Source organism: Treponema denticola, assembly GCF_024181405.1.
GTDB classification, from domain to species: Bacteria; Spirochaetota; Spirochaetia; order Treponematales; family Treponemataceae; genus Treponema_B; species Treponema_B denticola_D.
The window spans coordinates 543,922-566,649 of record NZ_CP051302.1 but is presented as its reverse complement, the minus strand read 5'-3'; the positions used below and the strand labels follow the sequence as shown (position 1 = coordinate 566,649).

15 protein-coding genes, 2 tRNA genes and 3 rRNA genes are annotated in these 22,728 nt (G+C 41.1%); 8 read left to right on the top strand and 12 right to left on the bottom strand.

Translation table 11 applies throughout. From position 1 onward, the window contains the following. Positions 1 to 9 precede the first annotated feature (9 nt). The 7 genes from HGJ18_RS02590 to HGJ18_RS02560 all read right to left on the bottom strand — a co-directional run bounded on the left by HGJ18_RS02590 (position 10) and on the right by HGJ18_RS02560 (position 9,346). Positions 10 to 2,580 carry a DUF2339 domain-containing protein gene (locus tag HGJ18_RS02590; RefSeq protein WP_253697534.1) on the bottom strand — a complete coding sequence of 857 codons (2,571 nt, stop codon included), beginning with the start codon at positions 2,578 to 2,580 and terminating at the stop codon, positions 10 to 12. Between the two features lie 190 nt (positions 2,581 to 2,770). Beyond that, positions 2,771 to 2,882: ribosomal RNA gene (rrf, locus tag HGJ18_RS02585) — 5S ribosomal RNA — on the bottom strand. A 113-nt stretch (positions 2,883 to 2,995) separates the two neighbouring features. Then, positions 2,996 to 5,956 (bottom strand): 23S ribosomal RNA (locus tag HGJ18_RS02580). Positions 5,957 to 6,143: 187 nt separating this feature from the next. Continuing rightward, positions 6,144 to 6,217: transfer RNA gene (locus tag HGJ18_RS02575), tRNA-Ile, on the bottom strand. Between the two features lie 125 nt (positions 6,218 to 6,342). Continuing rightward, a 16S ribosomal RNA gene (locus HGJ18_RS02570) occupies positions 6,343 to 7,887 on the bottom strand. The 16S, 23S and 5S rRNA genes sit together here with 1 tRNA gene alongside, the layout of an rRNA operon. 543 nt (positions 7,888 to 8,430) lie before the next feature. After that, on the bottom strand, positions 8,431 to 8,856 hold the full coding sequence (locus tag HGJ18_RS02565; RefSeq protein WP_253697533.1) for a DUF8479 domain-containing protein: 426 nt from the start codon (positions 8,854 to 8,856) through the stop codon (positions 8,431 to 8,433). Between the two features lie 49 nt (positions 8,857 to 8,905). Next, positions 8,906 to 9,346 carry a DUF8479 domain-containing protein gene (locus HGJ18_RS02560; RefSeq protein ID WP_253697532.1) on the bottom strand — a complete coding sequence of 147 codons (441 nt, stop codon included), beginning with the start codon at positions 9,344 to 9,346 and terminating at the stop codon, positions 8,906 to 8,908. 197 nt (positions 9,347 to 9,543) lie between these two features. Between HGJ18_RS02560 and HGJ18_RS02555 the strand changes: the two genes are divergently transcribed. From HGJ18_RS02555 to HGJ18_RS02545, 3 genes are read left to right on the top strand one after another with little or no spacing between them, the layout of a single operon-like run. After that, positions 9,544 to 10,701, top strand: a complete 1,158-nt coding sequence (locus HGJ18_RS02555) for an NAD(P) transhydrogenase subunit alpha (protein WP_002670740.1) — start codon at positions 9,544 to 9,546, stop codon at positions 10,699 to 10,701. After that, complete coding sequence (locus tag HGJ18_RS02550; RefSeq protein WP_253680245.1) at positions 10,698 to 11,000, top strand: NAD(P) transhydrogenase subunit alpha part 2; 303 nt, start codon at positions 10,698 to 10,700, stop codon at positions 10,998 to 11,000. The genes HGJ18_RS02555 and HGJ18_RS02550 overlap by 4 nt, the downstream gene beginning before the upstream one ends. Then, positions 10,997 to 13,054, top strand: a complete 2,058-nt coding sequence (locus HGJ18_RS02545) for an NAD(P)(+) transhydrogenase (Re/Si-specific) subunit beta (RefSeq protein ID WP_253697531.1) — start codon at positions 10,997 to 10,999, stop codon at positions 13,052 to 13,054. The genes HGJ18_RS02550 and HGJ18_RS02545 overlap by 4 nt, the downstream gene beginning before the upstream one ends. 14 nt (positions 13,055 to 13,068) lie before the next feature. Here the strand turns inward: HGJ18_RS02545 and HGJ18_RS02540 are convergent, their stop codons facing one another. Further along, on the bottom strand, positions 13,069 to 14,025 hold the full coding sequence (locus HGJ18_RS02540; RefSeq protein ID WP_253697530.1) for a hypothetical protein: 957 nt from the start codon (positions 14,023 to 14,025) through the stop codon (positions 13,069 to 13,071). 114 nt (positions 14,026 to 14,139) lie between these two features. Between HGJ18_RS02540 and HGJ18_RS02535 the strand changes: the two genes are divergently transcribed. The 5 genes from HGJ18_RS02535 (at position 14,140) to HGJ18_RS02515 (ending at position 18,903) form a co-directional block, all read left to right on the top strand. Then, positions 14,140 to 14,640: a hypothetical protein gene (locus HGJ18_RS02535; RefSeq protein ID WP_253697529.1), complete on the top strand. Its 501-nt coding sequence runs from the start codon at positions 14,140 to 14,142 to the stop codon at positions 14,638 to 14,640. Positions 14,641 to 14,651: 11 nt separating this feature from the next. Further along, positions 14,652 to 15,983 (top strand): SPOR domain-containing protein, encoded by a 1,332-nt coding sequence (locus HGJ18_RS02530; protein WP_253697528.1) that lies wholly within the window; start codon positions 14,652 to 14,654, stop codon positions 15,981 to 15,983. Positions 15,984 to 16,143: 160 nt separating this feature from the next. Then, complete coding sequence (gene groL / locus HGJ18_RS02525; RefSeq protein ID WP_253697527.1) at positions 16,144 to 17,778, top strand: chaperonin GroEL; 1,635 nt, start codon at positions 16,144 to 16,146, stop codon at positions 17,776 to 17,778. 253 nt (positions 17,779 to 18,031) lie between these two features. Next, positions 18,032 to 18,781: a hypothetical protein gene (locus tag HGJ18_RS02520; protein WP_253697526.1), complete on the top strand. Its 750-nt coding sequence runs from the start codon at positions 18,032 to 18,034 to the stop codon at positions 18,779 to 18,781. A gap of 49 nt (positions 18,782 to 18,830) precedes the next feature. Continuing rightward, positions 18,831 to 18,903: transfer RNA gene (locus HGJ18_RS02515), tRNA-Met, on the top strand. 58 nt (positions 18,904 to 18,961) lie between these two features. On the opposite strand, the gene aroC is transcribed toward HGJ18_RS02515, so the two are convergent. Genes aroC through HGJ18_RS02495 form a run of 4 tightly spaced genes read right to left on the bottom strand, consistent with a single transcriptional unit; the run spans position 18,962 to position 22,698 of the window. Further along, a complete protein-coding gene (gene aroC, locus HGJ18_RS02510; RefSeq protein WP_253697525.1) occupies positions 18,962 to 20,047 on the bottom strand; it encodes a chorismate synthase in 1,086 nt (361 codons plus the stop codon). A 26-nt stretch (positions 20,048 to 20,073) separates the two neighbouring features. Further along, a complete protein-coding gene (gene trmB / locus HGJ18_RS02505) occupies positions 20,074 to 20,781 on the bottom strand; it encodes a tRNA (guanosine(46)-N7)-methyltransferase TrmB (RefSeq protein ID WP_253697524.1) in 708 nt (235 codons plus the stop codon). A gap of 9 nt (positions 20,782 to 20,790) precedes the next feature. Continuing rightward, positions 20,791 to 21,504: a hypothetical protein gene (locus tag HGJ18_RS02500; RefSeq protein WP_253697523.1), complete on the bottom strand. Its 714-nt coding sequence runs from the start codon at positions 21,502 to 21,504 to the stop codon at positions 20,791 to 20,793. A gap of 24 nt (positions 21,505 to 21,528) precedes the next feature. Continuing rightward, positions 21,529 to 22,698 carry a DUF8084 family protein gene (locus tag HGJ18_RS02495; protein ID WP_253697522.1) on the bottom strand — a complete coding sequence of 390 codons (1,170 nt, stop codon included), beginning with the start codon at positions 22,696 to 22,698 and terminating at the stop codon, positions 21,529 to 21,531. Positions 22,699 to 22,728: the final 30 nt, after the last annotated feature.

Below are 22,728 nucleotides of genomic sequence, written 5' to 3'. Positions count from 1 at the left end.
TAAGGCTCTCTAACTTTTTTCGGTTTTTTCAATTTCAGTTTTCCCAAACTTTTTTAACATGGGTTGAATTGCATAACTCAGCAAAAGAAGGGCGACGCCAAAAACCAAGGAAGTGATAACCTTCGATAAAATATTCAAAGTATTTAAGTCAAGAATAATCAGCTTTGCCGCAACAAAGATTATCAGCCCAAGCGAAATATAAACCATCCTAGCCCTTCCCTTCCGCAAATAATAAACAAAGGAAGCTATAGAATAAAAAGCCCAAAGAAGGGTTAAAATACCGCCGTTTTTTACTGGGAGATAAATATCCACAAAACTCAAAAAAACAAAGATAAGACTGATAACTGCAAAGTAAAGAATTTGAGGCAGTTTTAGTATCCTAAAAAAAGCAATCAATATAATGGCATTTAAAATATTTATTACAACCGAAAGAACATCGATATTCAAAATTTTAATGAGGATTGCATCACGGTGCGGCATATGGCTGTAAATAAACCCATAATAAAGAAATGCAACGGTAATCAAAAATATCCGGCCGACATTTAAACTTACCTTATCTTTATTAATCTTATTTTTATAAAATTTATCCAAGGCTAAAATAAAAAGACCCGAAAGTAAAATTCCGTATCTAAATTGATCTGCTGCAATAGAAAAATCGAAGAGCATAATTTTCAACATTAAAATAAAAAAGCAAAGTCTGTAAAAAAATCGGGCATTTTCAGTTTTTTCTTTTATTAGAGAAAGGCCGTAAACTGCAAAACTTAGAGCCGCTTCAATTCCAAGAAAAAGATATACATAAGAGCGGTTCCATTTAAAAAAACAATTTAAAGTGTCTGCAAGCGAAAATAAAAATAAAATAAAAATTCCCGCATCTACAGCCCGCTCATAGAACCATTCTTTTTTAAGTTTATGATGCATAAGGTTATAAACAACTATGAGGACGAGCACAAGGCCTTGAGCAAAAATTTCCGTCCTCTTTATATCGAGTTTATACAAACTTAAAATCAAAAATATAAAAATATAGGCTTGAAAAACAAACCCTTGATAAGCCTTTTTAAATTTTTCTTTTTGTACAAAAACCGATAAGCCCATCGGAACAAGATAAAAAGCTCCTTGAAGGAAAAAGAAGAGCGGCGTAAAACTTTCGAAATCCCGTCCAAGTGAAATTATCGCCATTATATAAGCTACGGCAAAAAGAAGGTGAAGCAAAACAAAAACTTTTAATTCTTCTTTTTTGCGGAAAAGCCAAAATCCTAAAAAGGCCATACTTAATATAAGGACGGGCTGAATATCGTATGTAAACCTGTCCACTACCGTTACATAAAGAGAAACCAATGCCCCCGCAAGGTAAATAAGACCCAAATTATCCATTCTTTTTTTTCGGAAAGCAAGATAGGCTAAAACTATGTAAAAAAATGAAAAAATAAGATAGGTACTGCTTTGAGGTGCAAATTTATAAACCGAAAGTTTATATGTTAAAAATAAGGAAAAGCCTAAATTTAAAACGGCAAAAGCAGGAGACAGAATTTTATCTCTTTTCTTTTCATCATCTTTTAAATAAAAATAAAGATCCGGAATGGTATGAACGGTCATCAATAAAAGAACAAGGCCGAAAAACAGAACCGCATCATCGACATTCAAAGCCGTGGTAAGTAAGAGACGGGTTAAAATTCCTAAAAATGCAATCAGCGAGATAAACTGCAAAAGTCTCCATCGCTTAAAAAAATAAACCGCCGATGAAAGGGCAGAAACGGCGAAAACATAGAGCCCAAAGCCTGTCAAACCTAAAAAACCTAGATCCACGGCAAAGGGGATTATAAGGGAACCAAGCAAGCCGATTATTGATATTGATGAAGATGTGGTCATAATTGAAAGGGTGTAAGAAAAAGCCGTAATCAAGCTTAAAAATATAAAGGCGGAAAAACCCCCTAAAATACCGTACCTTAAATAGGCTGCATAGGCAGTAATATAAAAAACGGCTATACCTCCCCCAAATAAAACCTGACTTAACACAAGCCTCGATTTTGCCGAGCTCCTAAATCCGAAAAAGCAAAGAGCAGCACCAATCAAACCGCCTATAATCAAGGCTACCTCTTGCGTTATATATCCCTTGTCATAGCTTAACTTAAAGATAAAGCCCACCCCTATCAAAAGAAGGATAATCCCCAGCTTGCTTATAATGGATTCTATTGAAAATAATTTCTTAAAATACGGAGAAAAAGCAGCATGTTTTTCTTTAATTCCTTCTTGCTTTAAATCCTCTTTTACCTCATCATTAACAGATTCCTTAACAAACGAATTATTTGTATTATCTTCATTTCTAGAACCTTCTCCGGCCTTAATCCATACTTGAGCCTCAGTTTCGGTATTTAAAGCTTCTGCCTCTTCAGTGACAGTGCTCGGAGTCTCAGTCTGAGAGAAAACACTAGAATTGACTTGAAATTTAAATTCCAAATCTGAAAGTTTACTTTTTAAACGAATAATTTCTTCTTCTTGCTTTTTTATTTTAAAAGCATTTTTGATAGGAAATATAAGAATATATAATATAAGAGCAATTACAATAACAAGAACTAATACCATAACCTAACTCCGGTCTTAAAAACATAAGAGTTAGATAATATCATTTTTTAAAAAATAAAGCAAGGAATCAACAACCCCGACACGAAGCATTGGGGTATGTTGTTCTCATAAGGTGGTTACAGTCGGCTTTAATACCCTTTGTTACGACGCAGAGCATCGGGGTATTAAAGCCTCCGCACGAATAAAAAAAGCCAGGCAGCATCCTACTTTCCCACTTGATCAGCAGTATCATCGGCGTAAGAGAGCTTGACTTCCGTGTTCGGGATGGGAACGGGTATTACCTCTCCACTATGGCCACCTGGCAATAATAAACAAATTAAGGACTTAAAACTTAAGATAAGTTTTAAGTGTACTAAAAAAGAGAACGAAGAAAAAAAGTTAATTTTTTTATTTACCAGAAAAAAGAAACAATAATATGGTCAAGCCTCACGACTTATTAGTATTGGTCGGCTGAACACATTACTGTGCTTAGACCTCCAACCTATCAACCTTGTAGTGTGCAAGGAGTCTTTAGGAGGGTTAAACCCTCAGGGATACGTAGTCTTGAGGCGGGCTTCCCACTTAGATGCCTTCAGCGGTTATCCCTTCCGAACTTAGCTACCCGGCAATTACCCTTGGCAGGATAACCGGTACACCAGAGGTTCGTCCATTTCGGTCCTCTCGTACTAAAAACAGCTCCTCTCACGTATCCAACGCCCATAGCAGATAGGGACCGAACTGTCTCGCGACGTTCTGAACCCAGCTCACGTACCGCTTTAATTGGCGAACAGCCAAACCCTTGGGACCTGCTTCAGCCCCAGGATGCGATGAGCCGACATCGAGGTGCCAAACATTCCCGTCGATGTGAACTCTTGGGGAATATCAGCCTGTTATCCCCGGAGTACCTTTTATCCGTTAAGTGACGGCGCTTCCACTCGCTACCGCCAGATCATTAAGACCTACTTTCGTATCTGCTTGAGCTGTCACTCTCGCAGTTAAGCCTCCTTGTGCCTTTACACTCGCTGCGCCGATTTCCAACCGGCGTGAGGAGACCTTCGCGCACCTCCGTTACTCTTTAGGAGGCGACCGCCCCAGTCAAACCGCCTGCCTATCACTGTCCCGCTTCCGGTTTCACGGACAGCGGTTAGAAACCTGATTTATCAAGGGTGGTATTTCACTTTTCGGCTCCACCCAACCTAACGGTCAAGCTTCATAGCCTCCCACCTATTCTACACATGATAAACCAAGTCCCAATAATAAGTTGCGGTGAAGGTTCACGGGGTCTTTCCGTCTAACTATGGGTAACCGGCTTCTTTACCGGTATATAAATTTCACCGAGTCTCGCGTTGAGACAGTGCCCAGAATCGTTACACCATTCGTGCGGGTCGGAACTTACCCGACAAGGAATTTCGCTACCTTAGGACCGTTATAGTTACGGCCGCCGTTTACCGGGGCTTCAATTCAAAGCTTCACATTGCTGTTAACCTCTCCTCTTAACCTTCCGGCACCGGGCAGGTGTCACCACCTATACGTCCCATTGCTGGTTCGCAGATGGCTGTGTTTTTGATAAACAGTCGCCTGGGCCTGCTTTCTGCCACCCCCTCATCTTTAAAAAAAAGGAGGTCACACTTTTTCCGAAGTTACGTGTGCATTTTGCCGAATTCCTTAACGCGAGTTCTCTCGAGCGCCTTAGATTTCTCATCCCATCTACCTGTGTCGGTTTACGGTACGGTCTTTTATAACCTAACCTTAGACAGTATTTCCCGGCACCTTGATTACGCCCGCTTCGTTCCACCGTAGTTTCACTCGCTGTCGCAGCTTACCTTGGACGACGGATTTACCTATCATCCTTTATAACGGCTCGCTTACTTTGACCGGCATCCGTTAGCCGGCCGGGTTTCACCTCATGCGTCCTGCCATCGAAATTATAAAAGGTATCGGAATATGAACCGATTTCCCATCGACTACGACCTTCGTCCTCGCCTTAGGGGCCGACTTACCCTGGGGAGATTACCTTTACCCAGGAAACCTTAGATTTTCGGCGGGGAGGGATCTCACCTCCCTTTTCGTTACTTATACCTGCATTCTCTCTTCCATCTCCTCCAGAATCCCTCGCGGGTATTCCTTCATCAGTTAATGGAATGCTCCCCTACCGCCTTATGCTCAAAAATGCATAAGACCCGTAGCTTCGGTATACTGCTTAGCCCCGTTACATTATCTGCGCATGGACACTCGACCAGTGAGCTGTTACGCACTCTTTAAAGGAATTGCTGCTTCTAAGCCAACCTCCTGGCTGTCTTTGTATCCACACTTCATTTCACACTCAAGCAGTATTTGGGGACCTTAGCTGACGGTCTGGGCTGTTTCCCTTTTGACTACGAACCTTAGCGCACGCAGTCTCACTCCCATACGTTGATTATCGGCATTCAGAGTTTAACTGGGTTTGGTAGGCTTTGACGCCCCCTAGTCCAACTAGTGCTTTACCTCCGATAATTTTGTATGAGGCTGTCCCTAAAGGCATTTCGGGGAGAACCAGCTATTTCCGGGTTTGATTAGCCTTTCACTCCTAGTCACAAGTCATCCATACCTTTTTTAACAGATTATAGTTCGGTCCTCCACAAGGTTTTACCCTTGCTTCAACCTGCTCATGACTAGATCACTCCGGCTTCGGGTCTACGACATGCAACTATTCGCCCTATTCAGACTCGGTTTCCCTTAGGCTCCGGAACTTCTATTCCTTAACCTCGCTGCATATCGTAACTCGCAGGCTCATTCTACAAAAGGCACGCTACCACCCTTAAAAGGGCTGTAACATCTTGTTGGTTTACGGTTTCAGGTTCTATTTCACTCCCCTTACTGGGGTTCTTTTCACCTTTCCCTCACGGTACTTGTTCACTATCGGTAGCTAAGTAGTATTTAGCCTTGGATCGTGGTCGACCCGGCTTCCGACAGGGTTTCTCGTGCCCCGCCGTACTCAGGTACTGCATCAACAAGTCCGATTTATTTCGCTTACGGGGGTTTCACCCTCTGCGCCAGGCTTTCCCAAAACCTTTCTGCTATAAATCGAATTTGTAACTTGTCGGTCCTACGCCGATGCAGCCCTTCAACTCCCTTTAAAGGGTTTAGGCTCCTCCAATTTCGCTCGCCGCTACTTTCGGAATCTCACTTGATTTCTTTTCCTTGAGTTACTTAGATGGTTCAGTTCACTCAGTATCGCTTTACCTCTCTATTTTATTCAAGAGCGTAATGTCAGTATCACTACTAACGGGTTACCCCATTCGGCTATTTCCGTATCACAGGATGTGTGCTCCTACACGGAACTTTTCGCAGCTTACCACGGCCTTCTTCGCCTCTTAGCTCCATAGGCATTCGCCATAAACCTATTCTTCGCTTGACCATATTATTGTCCCTTCTTTCTTTACACTTTTCGCTTAAAAAAGAAGTTTTGTATTTTTTTAGTTTTCTTTTACACTGTTATGTTTCAAACATTCCAGCGTCTTCATTCCCTTCCCTAGTTATGTCAAATATCTGTTCGCTCAGCTTTTTAAAAAAGCCAAGTTATTGAGCCGATTTTTCAATCGGTATGGGCCTGATTAGAGTTGAACTAATGACCCCTTCCTTATCAGAGAAGTGCTCTAACCGACTGAGCTACAGGCCCTATAAAAAAAGAGTTTCAGGAAAGAACAGAAGGAAGTATCGATTTGTCTTGTGTACTTCAAGACTAATACACATTGTATATTTTTTAGAAGGTTAAAACAACCTTCAAATTACCCTTTCTCTTAGAAAGGAGGTGATCCAGCCGCACCTTCCGGTACGGCTACCTTGTTACGACTTCACCCTCCTTACCAAACGTACCTTCGGCACCGTCCTCCCTTACGGGTTAGACTAGCGACTTCGGGTACCCTCGACTCGGATGGTGTGACGGGCGGTGTGTACAAGGCCCAGGAACGTATTCACCGCACCGTGCTGATGTGCGATTACTAGCGATTCCAACTTCATGAAGTCGAGTTTCAGACTTCAATCCGGACTACGATTGCTTTTTTGCGTTTTGCTTGACCTCGCGGTGTCGCTTCGATTTGTAGCAACCATTGTAGCACGTGTGTAGCCCTGGACGTAAGGGCCATGATGACTTGACGTCATCCCCACCTTCCTCCGATTTGTCATCGGCAGTTCCGCCAGAGTCCTCAGCTTTACCTGTTAGTAACTGGCAGTAGGGGTTGCGCTCGTTGCGGGACTTAACCCAACACCTCACGGCACGAGCTGACGACAGCCATGCAGCACCTGTCAAGAGCCGTATTGCTACGCTGCCATATCTCTATGTCATTGCTCTTGATGTCAAACCCAGGTAAGGTTTCTCGCGTATCATCGAATTAAACCACATGCTCCACCGCTTGTGTGGGCCCCCGTCAATTCCTTTGAGTTTCACCCTTGCGGGCATACTTCCCAGGCGGTACACTTAATGCGTTTGCGTCGGCACCGAAGCTCTTGCCCCGACACCTAGTGTACATCGTTTACTGTGCGGACTACCAGGGTATCTAATCCTGTTTGCTCCCCGCACCTTCGTATATCAGCGTCAATCATCGGCCAGAAACCCGCCTTCGCCACCGGTGTTCTTCCAAATATCTACAGATTCCACCCCTACACTTGGAATTCCGGTTTCCCCTCCGTGATTCAAGTCAAGCAGTACCCAATGCAGTTTACGAGTTGAGCTCGTAGATTTCACACCAGGCTTACCTAACCGCCTACATACCCTTTACGCCCAATAATTCCGAACAACGCTCGCCCCTTACGTGTTACCGCGGCTGCTGGCACGTAATTAGCCGGGGCTTATTCGCATGACTACCGTCATCAAAGAAGCATTCCCTCTTCTTCTTATTCTTCATCTGCAAAAGAATTTTACAACCTTTCGGCCTTCTTCATTCACACGGCGTCGCTCCGTCAGACTTTCGTCCATTGCGGAAGATTCTTAGCTGCTGCCTCCCGTAGGAGTTTGGGCCGTATCTCAGTCCCAATGTGTCCGTTCACCCTCTCAGGCCGGATACCCATCGTTGCCTTGGTGGGCCTTTACCTCACCAACCAGCTAATGGGACGCGGGCCCATCCTGAAGCGGAGCCGTAGCTCCTTTCCTCATTTACCTTTATGTAAATGAGCACATTCGGTATTATCTAATATTTCTACTAGCTATCCCCATCTTCAGGGCAGGTCACCCACGCGTTACTCACCAGTCCGCCACTCTAGGGGAGAGCAAGCTCTCCCTTACCGTTCGACTTGCATGCTTAAGACGCGCCGCCAGCGTTCGTTCTGAGCCAGGATCAAACTCTCCATCATTATTATTTCAAGCCGCCCTTAAAGAGCGGTTGATTTCTAATTTCAGTTTGTCCCTTACTTATTATTGTTAAGGAATTTGGTAAAGGCCAATCAGCTAACCCTTACCGGTTTTTGATACTTTCCTTACCAAAAGCTTTACGCTTTGGCTATTTTTGTTCTTTCCCTTCCCTCTTAATTTCAAATATCATCCGCTAAAAACTCGTAAAAGTTATGTAGCGAGCAAAAAGGAGTATACAGTATTTTCTCACTTTTTGTCAAGTACTTTTTAAAAGTTTTTTTTATTTTTTTAACCTTTTTGCAGCTTTTAAACTGCCAAACTTAAGAAGCCTTGCCTTCATTAAAACTGCAAGACTTTCAAAACTTTTCCAGTATTTTCTTTGCTTTTCTAAGCTCACCGTCTTAGCTGACGGTGAGAGCGAATATACCCCTTTCTCAAACTTTTGTCAAGTACTTTTGGTAAGATTCTTGCTAAAAAAATACTTTTTTAGATTTTTTTTAAGATTACTATTAAGATTACCATATAAAAAGGGCTTAACTCTATTTTTAGTACTCTCCGCTATTGAGCACAATAGTAAAAAGATGCTCTTTATCTTTATCCTTGTAAACAAAACTCATATTAAGCTTATCCTTTCTAAATTGTTCAATATTAGTCTGGGACTTAAATTCAGTGATAAGAGCTTCTCTGGTAGCAGCCTCAATTATATTCCACACCTCAGGCGTATTATTTTCCTTAACCATTTCGGTAAAAGAATAAACATATTGAAGGGTATGCGAGCTTTCAATATATTCAACTGCATCAAGCTGAATATTCTCATCTATCTTTGTCGGACACTGTTTGTTTAAAGCATCGGCTATAATTTTGTAGTTAGTTTTATATCCGCCTTTATCGCTATCTTTAGAACAAGCAAAACAAAATACAAAACAGATCATTATTGCCGTTAAAAAACTTAATTTTTTGATTATTTTCATCTTAATTTCCTATCTAAGTTTCCTAAATTTTAAGTTAATTGTTTTTTAACTAATATTCCGTATGCTTAAAATCAAATACAAAAAGATCTTTACCTTCCATATCTTTAAAAACATAAACAATCTTTACCTTGTCTTTTCTAAACATGTCCAGCGCAGCCTGACCTTTTAAGCCGGATAACATAGTATCCCTCATCATTCCGGCTGCAAGATCAGCAGTATTAGCGGGAAGATCGGATTTTTTTACGTTTATTATGCTGTAATTATAAATTAGAGCATTTTCTTTCACTTTGTATTGAACGGAATCAAGCCTTGTTATTTCATCAAGCATTACAGGACACTGTTTTGATGCGGCATCTGCTACCAGCTCATATTTACTTAAATCGCCATTTGCTTGTGCTGCACTGTTTTTTTTCTCATTTGTTTTACATGAAAAAACAAACAAAACAGAGATGGTTAAAACCAAAAGAATAATCTTTCTACATATTTTCATTTTTTTCTCCTATGAACGTCATTTTATCACAATTAAAAAAAATATATAAGAGCTTAAAATAAATTAGATTTAAACAAATTTCCGGAAACTACAACACTAAAACCGAACCTTGACGGCAATATATTACTATGATATAATCGATTGAAATTAAGAGTTCAGTATGGCTATATAAAAGCTGTGCTTTATAGGAGGATTTTATGATTATTGGTATTCCTAAGGAAATCATGCATGGAGAAGACCGTGTTGCCGCTACCCCGGAAACATGTGAGCTTTTGGTTAAGGACGGACACAAGGTTTTAGTGGAAAAAGGGGCCGGAGAAGGCGCCTATTTCCATGATCCGGAATATGAAAAGGCCGGAGCGGAAATAGTTTCCGATGTTAAAAAACTTTTTTCCGATTCGGAAATAATTTTAAAGGTAAAAGAACCCCTTTACAATGATGCAATGGGCTGCCACGAAATCGATATGATGCACAAAGGACAGTATCTTATCACTTTTATTCACCCTGCAGCTCCGGTTAACCACGAAATGGTTAAAAATATGGCAAAAAAAGGCGTTATTTCTTTAACCCTCGACGGAGTTCCTCGAATTTCAAGAGCACAAAACATGGATGCTCTTACTTCGATGAGTACCTGTGCAGGTTATAAAGGAATATTAATTGCTGCAAATCTCTTGCCGCGATTTATTCCTCAAATTTTCTGTGCTGTCGGTATGATTAAACCTATGAATGTTTTAGTAGTCGGAACAGGTGTAGGAGGATTACAGGCTCTCGCAACTGCCAAAAGACTTGGAGCAGTAACCTATGCAGCCGATATCCGGCCTGCAGCCCGTGAACAGGCTCAGTCCCTCGGTGCAAAGATTATCGACTTAGGCGTTCCCGAAAATGAAGCCATCGGAGAAGGAGGCTACGCCCTTCATCTTAAAAAAGAAACCCTCGAAAACGAAAGAAAGCTGCTTGCTCCTCATATTAAGGATATGGACATAATCTTCCTTTCGGCCCTTGTTCCGGGAAAACTCGCTCCGGTTATAATCACCGAAGAAATGGTAAAGACCATGAAACCCGGCTCGGTAATCGTTGATATTTCAATCGACCAAGGCGGAAACTGTGAGTTGACTCCTCCGGGCGAAGTTGTCAAAAAGCACAATGTTCACCTTGTAGGTATTAAAAACATCCCCGGACTTCTTCCCTCAAGCTCTACATGGATGTTTGCTCAAAATATTTGCAACCTCACCCGCTATCTTATCAAGGACGGAAAAATCGAGCTTGACCGAAACGATGACATTGTCAAAGGTATTCTTACTACTATTGACGGTGAAATCGTTCATAAGGGAGCCAGGGAGGCAATGGGAATATGAGTTTGGAATTGATACTGGTTCTTGTCTTTGTTGTAACGACCCTTATAGGCTACAAACTGATCAAGAACGTACCAAGCCTTTTACATACCCCCCTTATGTCGGGTATGAATGCCTTATCCGGCATTACCATTTTGGCTACAATGACCGCTACGGCAGCTGCAGTTACGACAGGCAGCAAGATTTTCGGCTGTATAGGCATCATTTGTGCAACAATAAACGTAGTTGCCGGCTTCGGTCTTACGGATAGAATGCTTAAAATGTTTAAAACGGGCAATGAATCTAAAGAGGATACAAAATGACGGATACGGTTTATTATATTATTTGCGGAGTACTCAGCATTGGGGTTCTTTTAGGAATCAATATGATGAGTAAGGTTAAATCGGCAGTTAAGGGAAACCGTTTAAGTGCCCTTTGTATGCTTGCAGCCGTATGCGTAACCCTGTATAAATATCAAATTTTTTCTGCAGGAATGATGTGGGCAGGGCTTGCAATAGGAGCGGCAATCGGTATTTACCTCACAATAAAGGTAGAAATGATTACCATGCCCCAAACGGTTGCCTTACTTAACGGTTTAGGCGGAGCAGCTTCGGCTGTTGCAGCCCTCTTAACTCTCGCAGCGGTTAATACTCAAGCAGGAATCTTTGCTATCGTTACGGGAGGAATAGCCTTAGCAGTAGGAGCTTTAACCTTTTCAGGCAGCTTAATAGCCGCAGGAAAGCTTCACAAGCTTCTTCCTCAAAAACCAACGGTTCTGCCTGCTCATCAGGCTTTGACCACTGTCAGCTTTTTAGGAATGATAGCCTTCATCGTTCTTCTTCCTATTAAGCCGGAACTAATGATAATCATTTCGGTTGCAGGGCTTGTAATAAGCCTTCTTTTCGGTATCTTCTTTGCTATACGCGTAGGCGGAGCGGATATGCCGATTACGATTTCTCTTTTAAACTCAACATCGGGTGTTGCGGCCTCAATTGCAGGTATGGCGATAGGAGATATTCTCTTGGTATCGGTCGGAGGCATAGTCGGAGCTTCAGGGCTCCTTCTTACCCAGATTATGTGCAGGGCAATGAATAGAAGCCTTGCTTCAATTCTTTTCAGCAAGGCGGCTTCTCCGGCTAAACCGGCAAAGCCGGCACAGCCGGCAAAACCTGCGGGCCCTTCAGCATCTTCATCAAAAGAAGCGTCAGGAGCAAAAGCTCAGCAAACGGGAGAAGCAAAACCTGCTCAACAAGAGCTTACGGCAACAGGACATGCCGATAAATCGCAGCTTCCCTCATGGTTTAGAGATGCTAAAGAGATAATCGTTATCCCCGGCTACGGCATGGCCCTTTCGCAGGCACAAGGCTTGGTAAAACAGCTTGCAGATAAACTTGAATCTATGGGAAAAAATGTGCGTTTTGCCATTCACCCCGTTGCAGGAAGAATGCCCGGCCACATGAATGTACTCTTGTGTGAAGTCGACATTCCCTATGACAAGCTCTACGAAATGGAAACGATAAACCCGGACTTTGATAAAACGGATTTAGCCATAATCATCGGGGCAAGCGATGTTGTAAACCCCGCTGCAAACACGGCAGAAGGTACACCCATCTACGGAATGCCGGTCTTGGCTGCAGAAAAAGCTAAAAAGCTCATCATCTGTAACTTCGACCTCCAGCCCGGATATGCGGGAGTTCCCAACCCCTTGTATGAACCTAATCCCAACACCATGATGCTTTTAGGCGATGCAAAGGAAAGCATAAACATCATGCTCGACTCTCTTAGAACGAAGGGAGGCACCGCAGGAAGCGCTTCAGGCGGAATATCCGCCAGCGCAGGAGCGGAAGCAAGCCAAAAACAAGCCGGAACGGAAGCTCAAATAGGCCCTTGGTTTAAGGAAGCAAAGGAAATAATCGTTATACCCGGCTACGGCATGGCTCTTTCACAAGCTCAAGGCTTGGTAAAACAGCTTGCAGATAAACTTGAAGCTATGGGAAAAAATGTGCGTTTTGCCATTCACCCCGTTGCAGGAAGAATGCCCGGCCACATGAACGTACTCTTGTGTGAAGTTGACATTCCCTATGATAAGCTCTATGAAATGGAAGCTATAAACCCCGACTTTGATAAGACGGATTTGGCTATAATCATAGGAGCAAGCGATGTTGTAAACCCCGCTGCAAACACGGCAGAAGGTACGCCCATCTACGGAATGCCGGTCTTAGCTGCAGAAAAAGCTAAAAAGCTCATTATCTGTAACTATGACCTCCAGCCCGGATATGCGGGAGTTCCCAACCCCTTGTATGAGCCTAATCCCAACACCATGATGCTTTTAGGCGATGCAAAGGATAGTTTAAACAAGATATTGGAAAATCTATAACTTTTAAGGGGCTTTTAAAAGCCCCTTTTTTTTGCAGCTTGACTATCTATTTCTTCCCATAAAACATTATTTTCATGCGGTACACAGTCTTGCACCCAATACCACCAAAAATAACCGCCTATAAAATTCTTTGTATATTTAGGCATACCGTAATAATGGCGTATCATGCTAAGTTTTGTTTTTTCGTCGGCGTTTTCATCAGTGCTTCCGCATTCCCCTATCCCCAGTTTTGAGTTTGGAAAGATACTTTCCAACACTGCAAAAATTTTCCACCAGTCAGGCTGAAAACCTTCATTATCGTCTTCGTAATAGCTTACCAAAAGATAATCTACATTATTTTTTATGCGGGGAGGAAGATAGGTTTTAAGCCAATCAATCATCTCAATTTTTTGCATTCCGGGAGCAAAAGCGTAAGCAGTTAAAACCGTAATTCCCCCCTTTGATTTGATAAAGTCATAGGCTGCCGCTACCTTATCCGCAATCAGTTTAGGATTTTTGCCGAGCCAATCCTCTCCGTTAATTTCGTTTCCGATCTCCCACATATCGGTGTATTTTCCAAGGACCTCATATGCCGTTTTAAAACGCTTTTTATACGAATAAACCGTTTTGTAATATTTCATGTCATAAGAATCCACGGGACAAGCCAATATGTAAGCAACCTTGCCGATTTCTTCAAAAATAGGAATATACATGGAAACGGGTTCATCCTTAGACATAACGATACGAACTGTGGGTTTTGTTTTCATGTTTTTTAGGGCATTTACCACAGCTTCAAGCTTAACGGTTTCATACCACGAGTCATCTATCGTAATACCTAAAATAAAGTCTTGGTCTTGAAACCGGACTCTTAAACCTTGTTGTTGAGAAAACAGCATACCTGCAAAAATACAGCTTAAAAAAAGCAGGCAAAGTTTTTTATATTTAAACTTCATATCTTTTACCATCCGACAGCGTATTGTAAATTCTTCCATAACAAACCTGCCTTACATTATATTACTTATTTCAAATTTTTTCACCTGCGTCGGCTTTTTTAAATTCTCTTAATCTTTTTTTTGGAATGCCGATAATCTATCACGAGGACTATTATGTTAAAAAAATACATAAGCTGTATATTATTTTTTATTTTTTTCGGGTTAGCTTTTGCGGATACGGCAGCCTTCGCTTGCTTTCAAAATAAAGATGCACACGAAAAATGCAGAAATATTACCGAAATTTTTGAAGACAACCTTTTTGACAAGTTTTTTGATGAGGGTTTTATTGCTACCAGTATTCCTATCAGCGAAGTAAAATCGGAAGGAGAAATTTCGCTTACATCAATAAAGGCTTTTTTTGAGGAAGGCCCGAATTACCTGATTATCTTTTATATGCAATATGGCACCGAACTCCTATTTAACAAAAAAAACCAATTAAAAGAAGCGGATTGGCAAAAAATGACTGTCCGTATGTTAGATTGTGCAAGTGAAAAAGAAATATATAAAAAAACTATAGATATAACTAAGGTAAAAGAAAAAGACGTACAAAAAAAGGCCGAAAAAATGGCTGATCAAATATCAAAAGAAATATTCGAGGCAATCAGCAGGAGATAAGGAGAGGGATTATGAACAAAAAAATTTTATTTTCATTTATATTTATTATATCGTTTTCATGCATATGGGCGGTTTGGGAAGGAAATGGAGGCATCGGGTCTTCTACAGATTTTCCGGCTGAAGGCTTATTTGTCAGAAGCGATATGTTTCCTAAACACACCCTTTTGGAAATAACAAACCTTGAAAAAAACATTAAGGCAAGGGCCATTGTTATAGGGCCGTCAGGAATTCCCGGTCTTCTTGCCAGTCTGTCACCCGAATTGGGAGAAAAGCTCGGAGTTCAGCGGGGAAAGGTTATCAGAATAAGAGTCCTTACGCCTAGTCCGGTAAATGAAGAAGGCGATGACGGTAAAAGTATTTCGGCCGCCGGCCCTGAATCTCAAGACTTAGATAACAACCCGGCCCTCTTTGTAGCATCTCATTCGGATTTACCGAATGCAAATGTTAAAAAAGAAGAAGCCGAACCCGTATCCGAAAATACAGGCTCAGATACAATTCTCTACGATGATCTTAAAAGTCCAGTCGAAGATACTCCCTCGGAAACGGTTGAAGATGTTCCTGTAGTAGAAGAAGTTCCTGATATAGATGCTATACTTGCTCCTGTAGTTGAAGAACCGGCCGAACCCATTGTAGAGGAAACAGTTCTACCTGAAGAAGTTGAACCCATAACCGAAACCTATATGGAGCCGGCAAATGAAAATCCTCCTATAACGGTAGATCCTATAAATGAACCTGCCGCAAAACCGGAAGCGGCCCCGGCTCCTGTAACCGAGGTATCGGAACCGCAAAAACCCGAACAAACTCAAGAGGAAGTGGAAGATGTTGAAGTTGTAGATCCCGTGGTAGAACCTGTTAATGAAACTCCGGCTGAAGAAAAAAAGGTTGACGTTATTGCTGAGATTAGTCCCAAAAACGAACCCATCACCGAGAAACCCGTTGATGATAAGAAGGAAGAAAACCCTACTCCGGTCGAAGATATTCCGGCAGAAGAAGAAACAGATTTATACGATGAAGCAGATTCGGATATATACAGTGTTACAAGTGAAGAAAAGGCCGAAGAAAGCTCTATAGCTATCCTCAATGAGCCCGCAACTGTTTCAAGCAAACTGGAAAAAGGCAAAACCTATGTTCAAGTTGTTGTTTACAACGATAAATATAACCGTGATGAGGTCTTAAAAAAATATGGGAAAAAATATCCTATGGTAGTGGAAGAAAGCTTTGTAAAAAACAACACAAGATATACCATATTTGTAGGCCCCTTAAAACCGCAAGAAACAGGAGCTGTCCTTGAGCGCTTTAAACAGCTGGGCTTTAAGGATGCCTTTCTCAAGAAAGGAAAATAAATTCCGGTAATTGTTAATACCCTGTCATTAGAGTGTGTAATTGGAATTAAACCGATTACACACTCTCAATTCCCCTACCCCCTTGCCGTTTTGCCGTTTTTTTTGTATCTTATACCCACGATAATTAGTAAATTAATATAGATTCTTAAGGAGAGCTAAAATGGCTAAACAATTATTGTTTAATGAAGAGGCTAGAAAAAGCCTGCTTGCCGGTGTTGAACAAATTTCAAATGCAGTAAAGGTTACACTCGGACCCAAGGGACGAAACGTTCTTATCGATAAAAGTTTCGGTGCCCCTACAGTTACAAAGGACGGCGTATCCGTAGCACGCGAAGTCGAACTTGAAAACAAATTTGAAAATATGGGTGCCCAGCTTTTAAAAGAAGTTGCAACAAAAACAAATGACGTTGCAGGTGACGGAACCACAACAGCTACCGTTCTTGCATACTCCATGGTAAAAGAAGGCTTAAAGGCCGTAGCTGCCGGAATGACTCCGCTTGAATTAAAACGCGGTATCGACAAGGCTGTAGCTATTGCCGTTGAAGATATTCAAAAAAATTCGAAAGAAATTAAGGGCTCGGAAGAAGTTGCCCACGTTGCCTCCGTTTCTGCAAACAATGATGCGGAAATCGGTAAAATCATCGCCGATGCTATCGCCAAGGTAGGAAAGGACGGCGTTATCGATGTAGGCGAAGCCCAGACAATGGAAACCGTTACAGACTATGTAGAAGGTATGCAGTTCGACAGAGGATATATTTCTTCTTACTTTGTAACCGACAGAGACAGAATGGAAACCGTTTTTGAAAATCCCTACATCCTCATCTATGATAAATCAATTTCAACAATGAAGGATCTTCTTCCCCTCTTGGAGCAGGTAGCCCAGTCAGGCCGCCCTCTTTTAATCATCGCAGAAGATGTTGAAGGAGAAGCCCTTGCAACATTGGTTGTAAACAGCCTCAGAGGTGCATTAAAGACCTGTGCAGTTAAGGCACCCGGTTTCGGCGACAGAAGAAAGGAAATGCTTGAAGACATTGCCGTTTTAACGGGCGGACAGGTCGTTTCAGAAGAATTAGGCTTTAAGCTTGAAGCAGCTCAAATTTCAATGTTGGGACAGGCAAAGAGCATAAAAATCGATAAAGACAACACAATGATTATCGACGGAGCCGGAAAATCCAAGGATATTAAAGACAGAGTTTCCCAGATCAAGGCTCAGCTTGATGCTACCGATTCGGAGTACGACAGCGAAAAACTAAGAGAAAGATTGGCTAAGCTTTCAGGCGGCGTTGCCGTTATCAAGATCGGTGCCGTAACCGAAGTTGAAATGAAAGAGAAAAAGCACAGAGTTGAAGATGCTCTTTCGGCAACAAGAGCCGCTATCGAAGAAGGTATCGTTGCAGGAGGCGGTCTTGCAATGATTCAGGCCATTGCAGCCCTCGAAAAGGCCGATATGAGCTCTCTTACAGAGGATGAAAAAGTAGGCTTTAAGATTGTAAAACGAGCCCTCGAAGAACCTATCCGCCAAATTGCAGAAAATGCCGGTTTGGACGGAGCCGTTATTGCGGAAAAGGCTAAGGAGAAGAAAGGCATAGGCTTCGATGCCGCTAAAATGGAATGGACAGATATGGTAAAAGCAGGTATCATCGACCCTGCCAAGGTTACCCGCTCCGCCTTACAAAACGCAGCTTCAATTGCAAGCCTGTTGCTGACAACAGAATGTGCAATTACCGATGCTCCCGAAAAAGCAGCCGGACCTGCAATGCCTTCACCCGATATGGGCGGCATGGGAATGTATTAAAAGCTTAAGTAAACCGTATGCGGGAATGTACTAAAAGGCTTAAGCCTACTCTATGCGGGCATGTATTAAAAGCTTAAGTTTACCGTATGCGCGGGTATGTACTAAACTTTTAGATTACCGTATATAGGAAAATGAAGACCGTTATGATGTTAAACATAATGGTCTTTTTTTTATATCCTTTTAAAAATTTATATTCTTTTAAAATCATAAAAATTACCTTGCTATTTTTTTAAATATATATTACAATGCTTCTATGAGTGATGATATAATTTCAGAGTTAGGGATAAATGCATCAAGCAAAGATACAGTTGAACTTGATTCTCTTACATTGGAAGCCTTAAAGAAAGGCCCTATAGATATATTTGATAATGTATACCTCGGTGAAACAAGACCGCATTCTCTTATCCTTTGTATAGATGTACGCGGCTTTAGCGATTTTATGTGTAATAATGACGAAACAGTTGTTTTCGGTCTAATTAAATCTTTTACATCCAACTTCCTTTCCTGCCTTAATCAGTTTGGTTATAATTGTTCTTATTATAAACTGCTTGGAGATGGAGCCTTAGTTATATGGGATAAGTTGGATGGGGTTGCAATAAAAGAAGCCGTTACGGTTTTTACTACATATGTAGAATTTACAAGAGAAGAACTATTTAAACCCTACGGAAATCTGGCAATAGGAGGTGCTTTAGTCCTAGATAAGGTATACAAATATGAAATTTCGGCAGAAGCATCTCAATTAAAATATCGAGATTATGTAGGTTACGGCATCAATCTTGCATGCCGCCTTCAAAACCTTGCAGCAGGCGGGGAACTCATAGTAAGTAAAAGATTGGTTGATATCGGTGCAATATATGCTACAAAAAATACTGACCCTGACCTAATGAAAAAACTAAGAGCCCTTAAAGGAGTTAAGACAGAGGACAGGGAAGCAATCTTTTTGTATAAAGATATAAATCCTAAAATTATTTCGATATTTAAAGTTTTAAGCTTAGATTTCTAAATTAGGACTTGACATAAATGTATATTTTTTATATACTCAAAGCTCTTACGGCGGTATAGCTCAGTTGGCAGAGCAAACGGCTCATATCCGTTAGGTCATAGGTTCAAACCCTATTGCCGCTAGCTAAATTTAAAGGCACTCAAATGAGTGCCTTTTTTTATTTTCTAATTTTTAAAGACGCTAAAATCTTTCTATTTTTGAGACCAGAAAAGCATCTGCAAGAACCAAATAACACATTGCTTCCACAACCGGGACTATGCGAGGGAAAAGGCAGATGTCGTGATTTCCTCCGACAGAAAGCATACATTTCTCCCCTCTTTTGTTAAAGGAGGCTTGTTTCATTTTTATTGAAGGAACGGGCTTTACGGCAATTCTAAAATCTATTTGACAAGTGTTCTCATCTTTTCTTCCATTCTCATGGTTTAAATTTAAGGGATAGTCCATATTACAGGAAATACCGCCCAAAATACCGCCAGAATAATTTTTTGAAATGTCATTATTCTCGCTGCCTGTAATAGAAGCCGAGTAAAAGCCGCCCCCGATTTCTATGCCTTTAACGGCACCAATCGACATTAAGGCTTGGGACAAAACCGCATCAAGTTTGCCGAAAACAGGAGAGCCTAGCCCTTCGGGAACATTTAAAACAGAACAGGATAAAATACAGCCGGCCGAATCTCCATTAGAAGCTAGAGATGACAGTTTTTCAAAAATAGGCTCAGGCAGAGCGTCATCTTCTTTAAGAGGAAGACCTGTTTTAAGTCCTGCAATTTCTTCGGCTCTTACCCTTATCTCAATGGGTTTTTTATCTTCTTTTAGGGCAAAGGTCTCAAGCATTTTTTTTGCAACAGCTCCGCCTATAAGCCTGCCTATCGTCTCCCGTCCGGAAGAGCGGCCTCCGCCTCTGTAATCCCTATGCCCATATTTTACATCATAAGCATAATCGGCATGCCCCGGACGGTAAACATTTTTTAAGTTTTCATAATCCTTGGAGGAAGTTTCTTTGTTTCTAACAAGAACGGCAATAGGGGTTCCCAGGGTCCTGCCTTCAAAAACACCGGATAGAATTTCGCAAATGTCATCTTCATTCCGTTTTGTAGAAAAAGGACCTGAGGAGCCGGGTTTTCTGCGGTTAAGCTCTTTTTGAATATCATCGGCACAAAGGGGAATACCGGCAGGGCATCCGTCAATTACAGCCCCTACCCCTGCGCTCCTGCTTTCTCCAAAAGTTGTCAAGGTAAAAAAACGCCCAAAAGAATTTGCCCCCATATCATACCTCCAAGTTTCAAAACGGCTTAATCTTTTTCGAACATAAGCTCATTTATCACGTGCTCTTTTTTTAAGCCCTTTTTTTCAAACTTTGTTGTGGGACGCCAGCTTTGGCTTGGAGCGAATTTTTCGTATTTGGATTTTAGATTAGGAGTTTCGCTCAACTGCTCAAAGGCATCCTCTGCATAATTTTCCCAATCCGTGACCATGTAAATATAGCCGCCATCTTTTAATTTTTTTGAAAGCAAATCGGTTCGAGGCCTTCTTACAAGCCGTCTTTTGTGATTCCGTTTTTTTTGCCACGGGTCAGGAAAAAAAATATGAAAGCCGTCAACGCTTTCATCATTTATCATATTTTCTAAAACTTCAATTGCATCATGTTCGATAATCCGTAAATTATTCAATTTTTTTTCTTCTATTTCGCCTAAAAGTTTTCCCACACCGGCCTTAAAAACTTCTATGCCAAGATAGTTTTTATCGGGATTATCCTCGGCAATTTGGGCAGTTGCAGTTCCCATGCCGAACCCAATTTCTATGATTACGGGATTATCGTTTTGAAAAAGAGTTTGAAAGCCGATTGGGCTTTCAGAATATGGAATACACCACTTTTGATAAAAAGCTTCGTAACTTCTTTTTTGGCCCTCGGTCATCCGCCCCGTCCTTAGAACAAAAGTTTTTATAGATCGAAAATGAGGCTGTACATCGGTATTTTGAGTAATTTCAGTATTATTCATCCTTTGATACTAATACAAACTATGGTACTTTGTCAAATAGGCTGTATCGCCTTGGGCATTTTGGGCCATACATTGAATATAACGGGAGTCGGGATATTTTTCGAGCAGGGAAGCAATAGAGTCTTCGAGTTTAGAACTTTCTGGCAAACCTTGAACAAAAAGCGGCTGCTTATCGGCTCCTGAAAGAATAAGAAAAAACGTTTTAAATGTAGAATTCTCGGAAGCTTCAATCCGCCATCGACCGTCCTGAATCCGGAATACAAAAGGAATAGATAAAAGCATTTCAGGCTCTTTTAAGGTAATTTTTTTTATAACTCTATTTCCCGACAAATCTTCCAGCACAACGGAATATTCTCCTATAGGAATTTGTCCGAACGGCGACGCTATCTTATTGGAACCGGCCCATAGAGTTTTCTCGGAATTCGAAGCTCTAAGCCGGGAAGAAGAAAAAAAGGAAGTATTTTCCCTGTTCAAAACCCATGTAAGTCCCGACTCCAAATGTACCAGCTGTATGGAAGAATAATCATTCCGTCCGTTTTCATCCCTGTACATTAAAAATACGGAAAGCCTTTCTTCAATTGTTCCGGCATCAGTTTCTATCTTTAAAATTTTTACGGAAAGTTCGGGTATCTCGGGCTTATCAAAAGAACATGAAAGCAAAAAAGTACCAATTAAAAAAAACAAAGTTTTTTTTAGCCATTCTTTTTTTTTGCTTCTGTTCATTGAACCATCCGAATCTTCTTTATGTTAAAACATAAAGGACATATTCATTACGGTAAGATCCGTATCCTCAAAGCGGTTTGCACTCGATTCAAAGCGGACATTAACCTTTTCGCAAGCGTCATTTAAATAAGAAATATAATACATTCCCAAATTTAAATCTTCTGAACCTTCAGGAAGGGCTCGATAAAAGTCAATCAAAGAATTTTTGTCGACATCTGCCATCTTTAAGTCATTTAAGTTTGCTCTGACGGCATCCGACTGTTCATTTTTACTGTAAAGGGTAACCTGAAGCTTGCCCTGCGTACCTATCGAGGCAACACCTCCGCTTCCAAGTTTCCAAGAAACAAATACCAGCTCTTGTTTTTTTTCAAGTTCGGCAACAAGACGGCGGCGTATTTCGGGATCAAAGAGAGCTTCTTGAGGGTCATCCAATTCAGGAAAAAGAATTAAGGCTTCTTTACGCAAATTCATGTTTTCCGCACTTAGAATCAACTCCATAAGCATCAAGGCTATGTACTCGGCTATCTTCGTTTTATCCATGTATTCGGTAAGGGAAGTCCGTATTGTTTTTAGAATCAGGTCAAAGTCTTTGTGCATCCTAAATTTGGTTATGATAAACCAAGTAAACGGACGCATCATGTTTAGAAATTTTTCGGCCAAAAAAAGCTGAATATTTTTTTCTTCGGGAGATAGAGCATTATTCTTTGTTATAAAAGAAAAAAGAGGTTTAACAATTTCCTGTTTTGCTTCATAAATCATTTCTTCGTTTTGCTGCAATACATTTGCCAAATACTTTTCGTTTATGCGGGTTTTTTCGTCAATTATACTTGCAGGGTTTTGCCTGTTCCATTTTTTTATAACGGGAGAGTTTAAGATTTGCTTAAAAATAAAATCGTCATATTGCTTATACAAAACCGAATATACTATAAGCTTTGAAAGATCCATAACCTCCTGCCGCGAAGAAACGAATTCGGGTTTCGATATTTCAATCTTTGAGATATAATCCGCCAAAAGAAGGCGTTGAATGGTTTCGGGAATAAATTTTTCGAGAGAAATGCCGTATTCTTCGATATTTCCGGCAAGCTTAAATTTAAGTAGTTTTTTATTTCTTTTTATAAAGAATGTAGAACCTTCCTGAGTCAAAATAAGCTTTAATGGAAGGTCCAAAATTCTTTTTTTTTCACTTGCAGCCATAAATATTCTCTCCCTATACTACATACGATC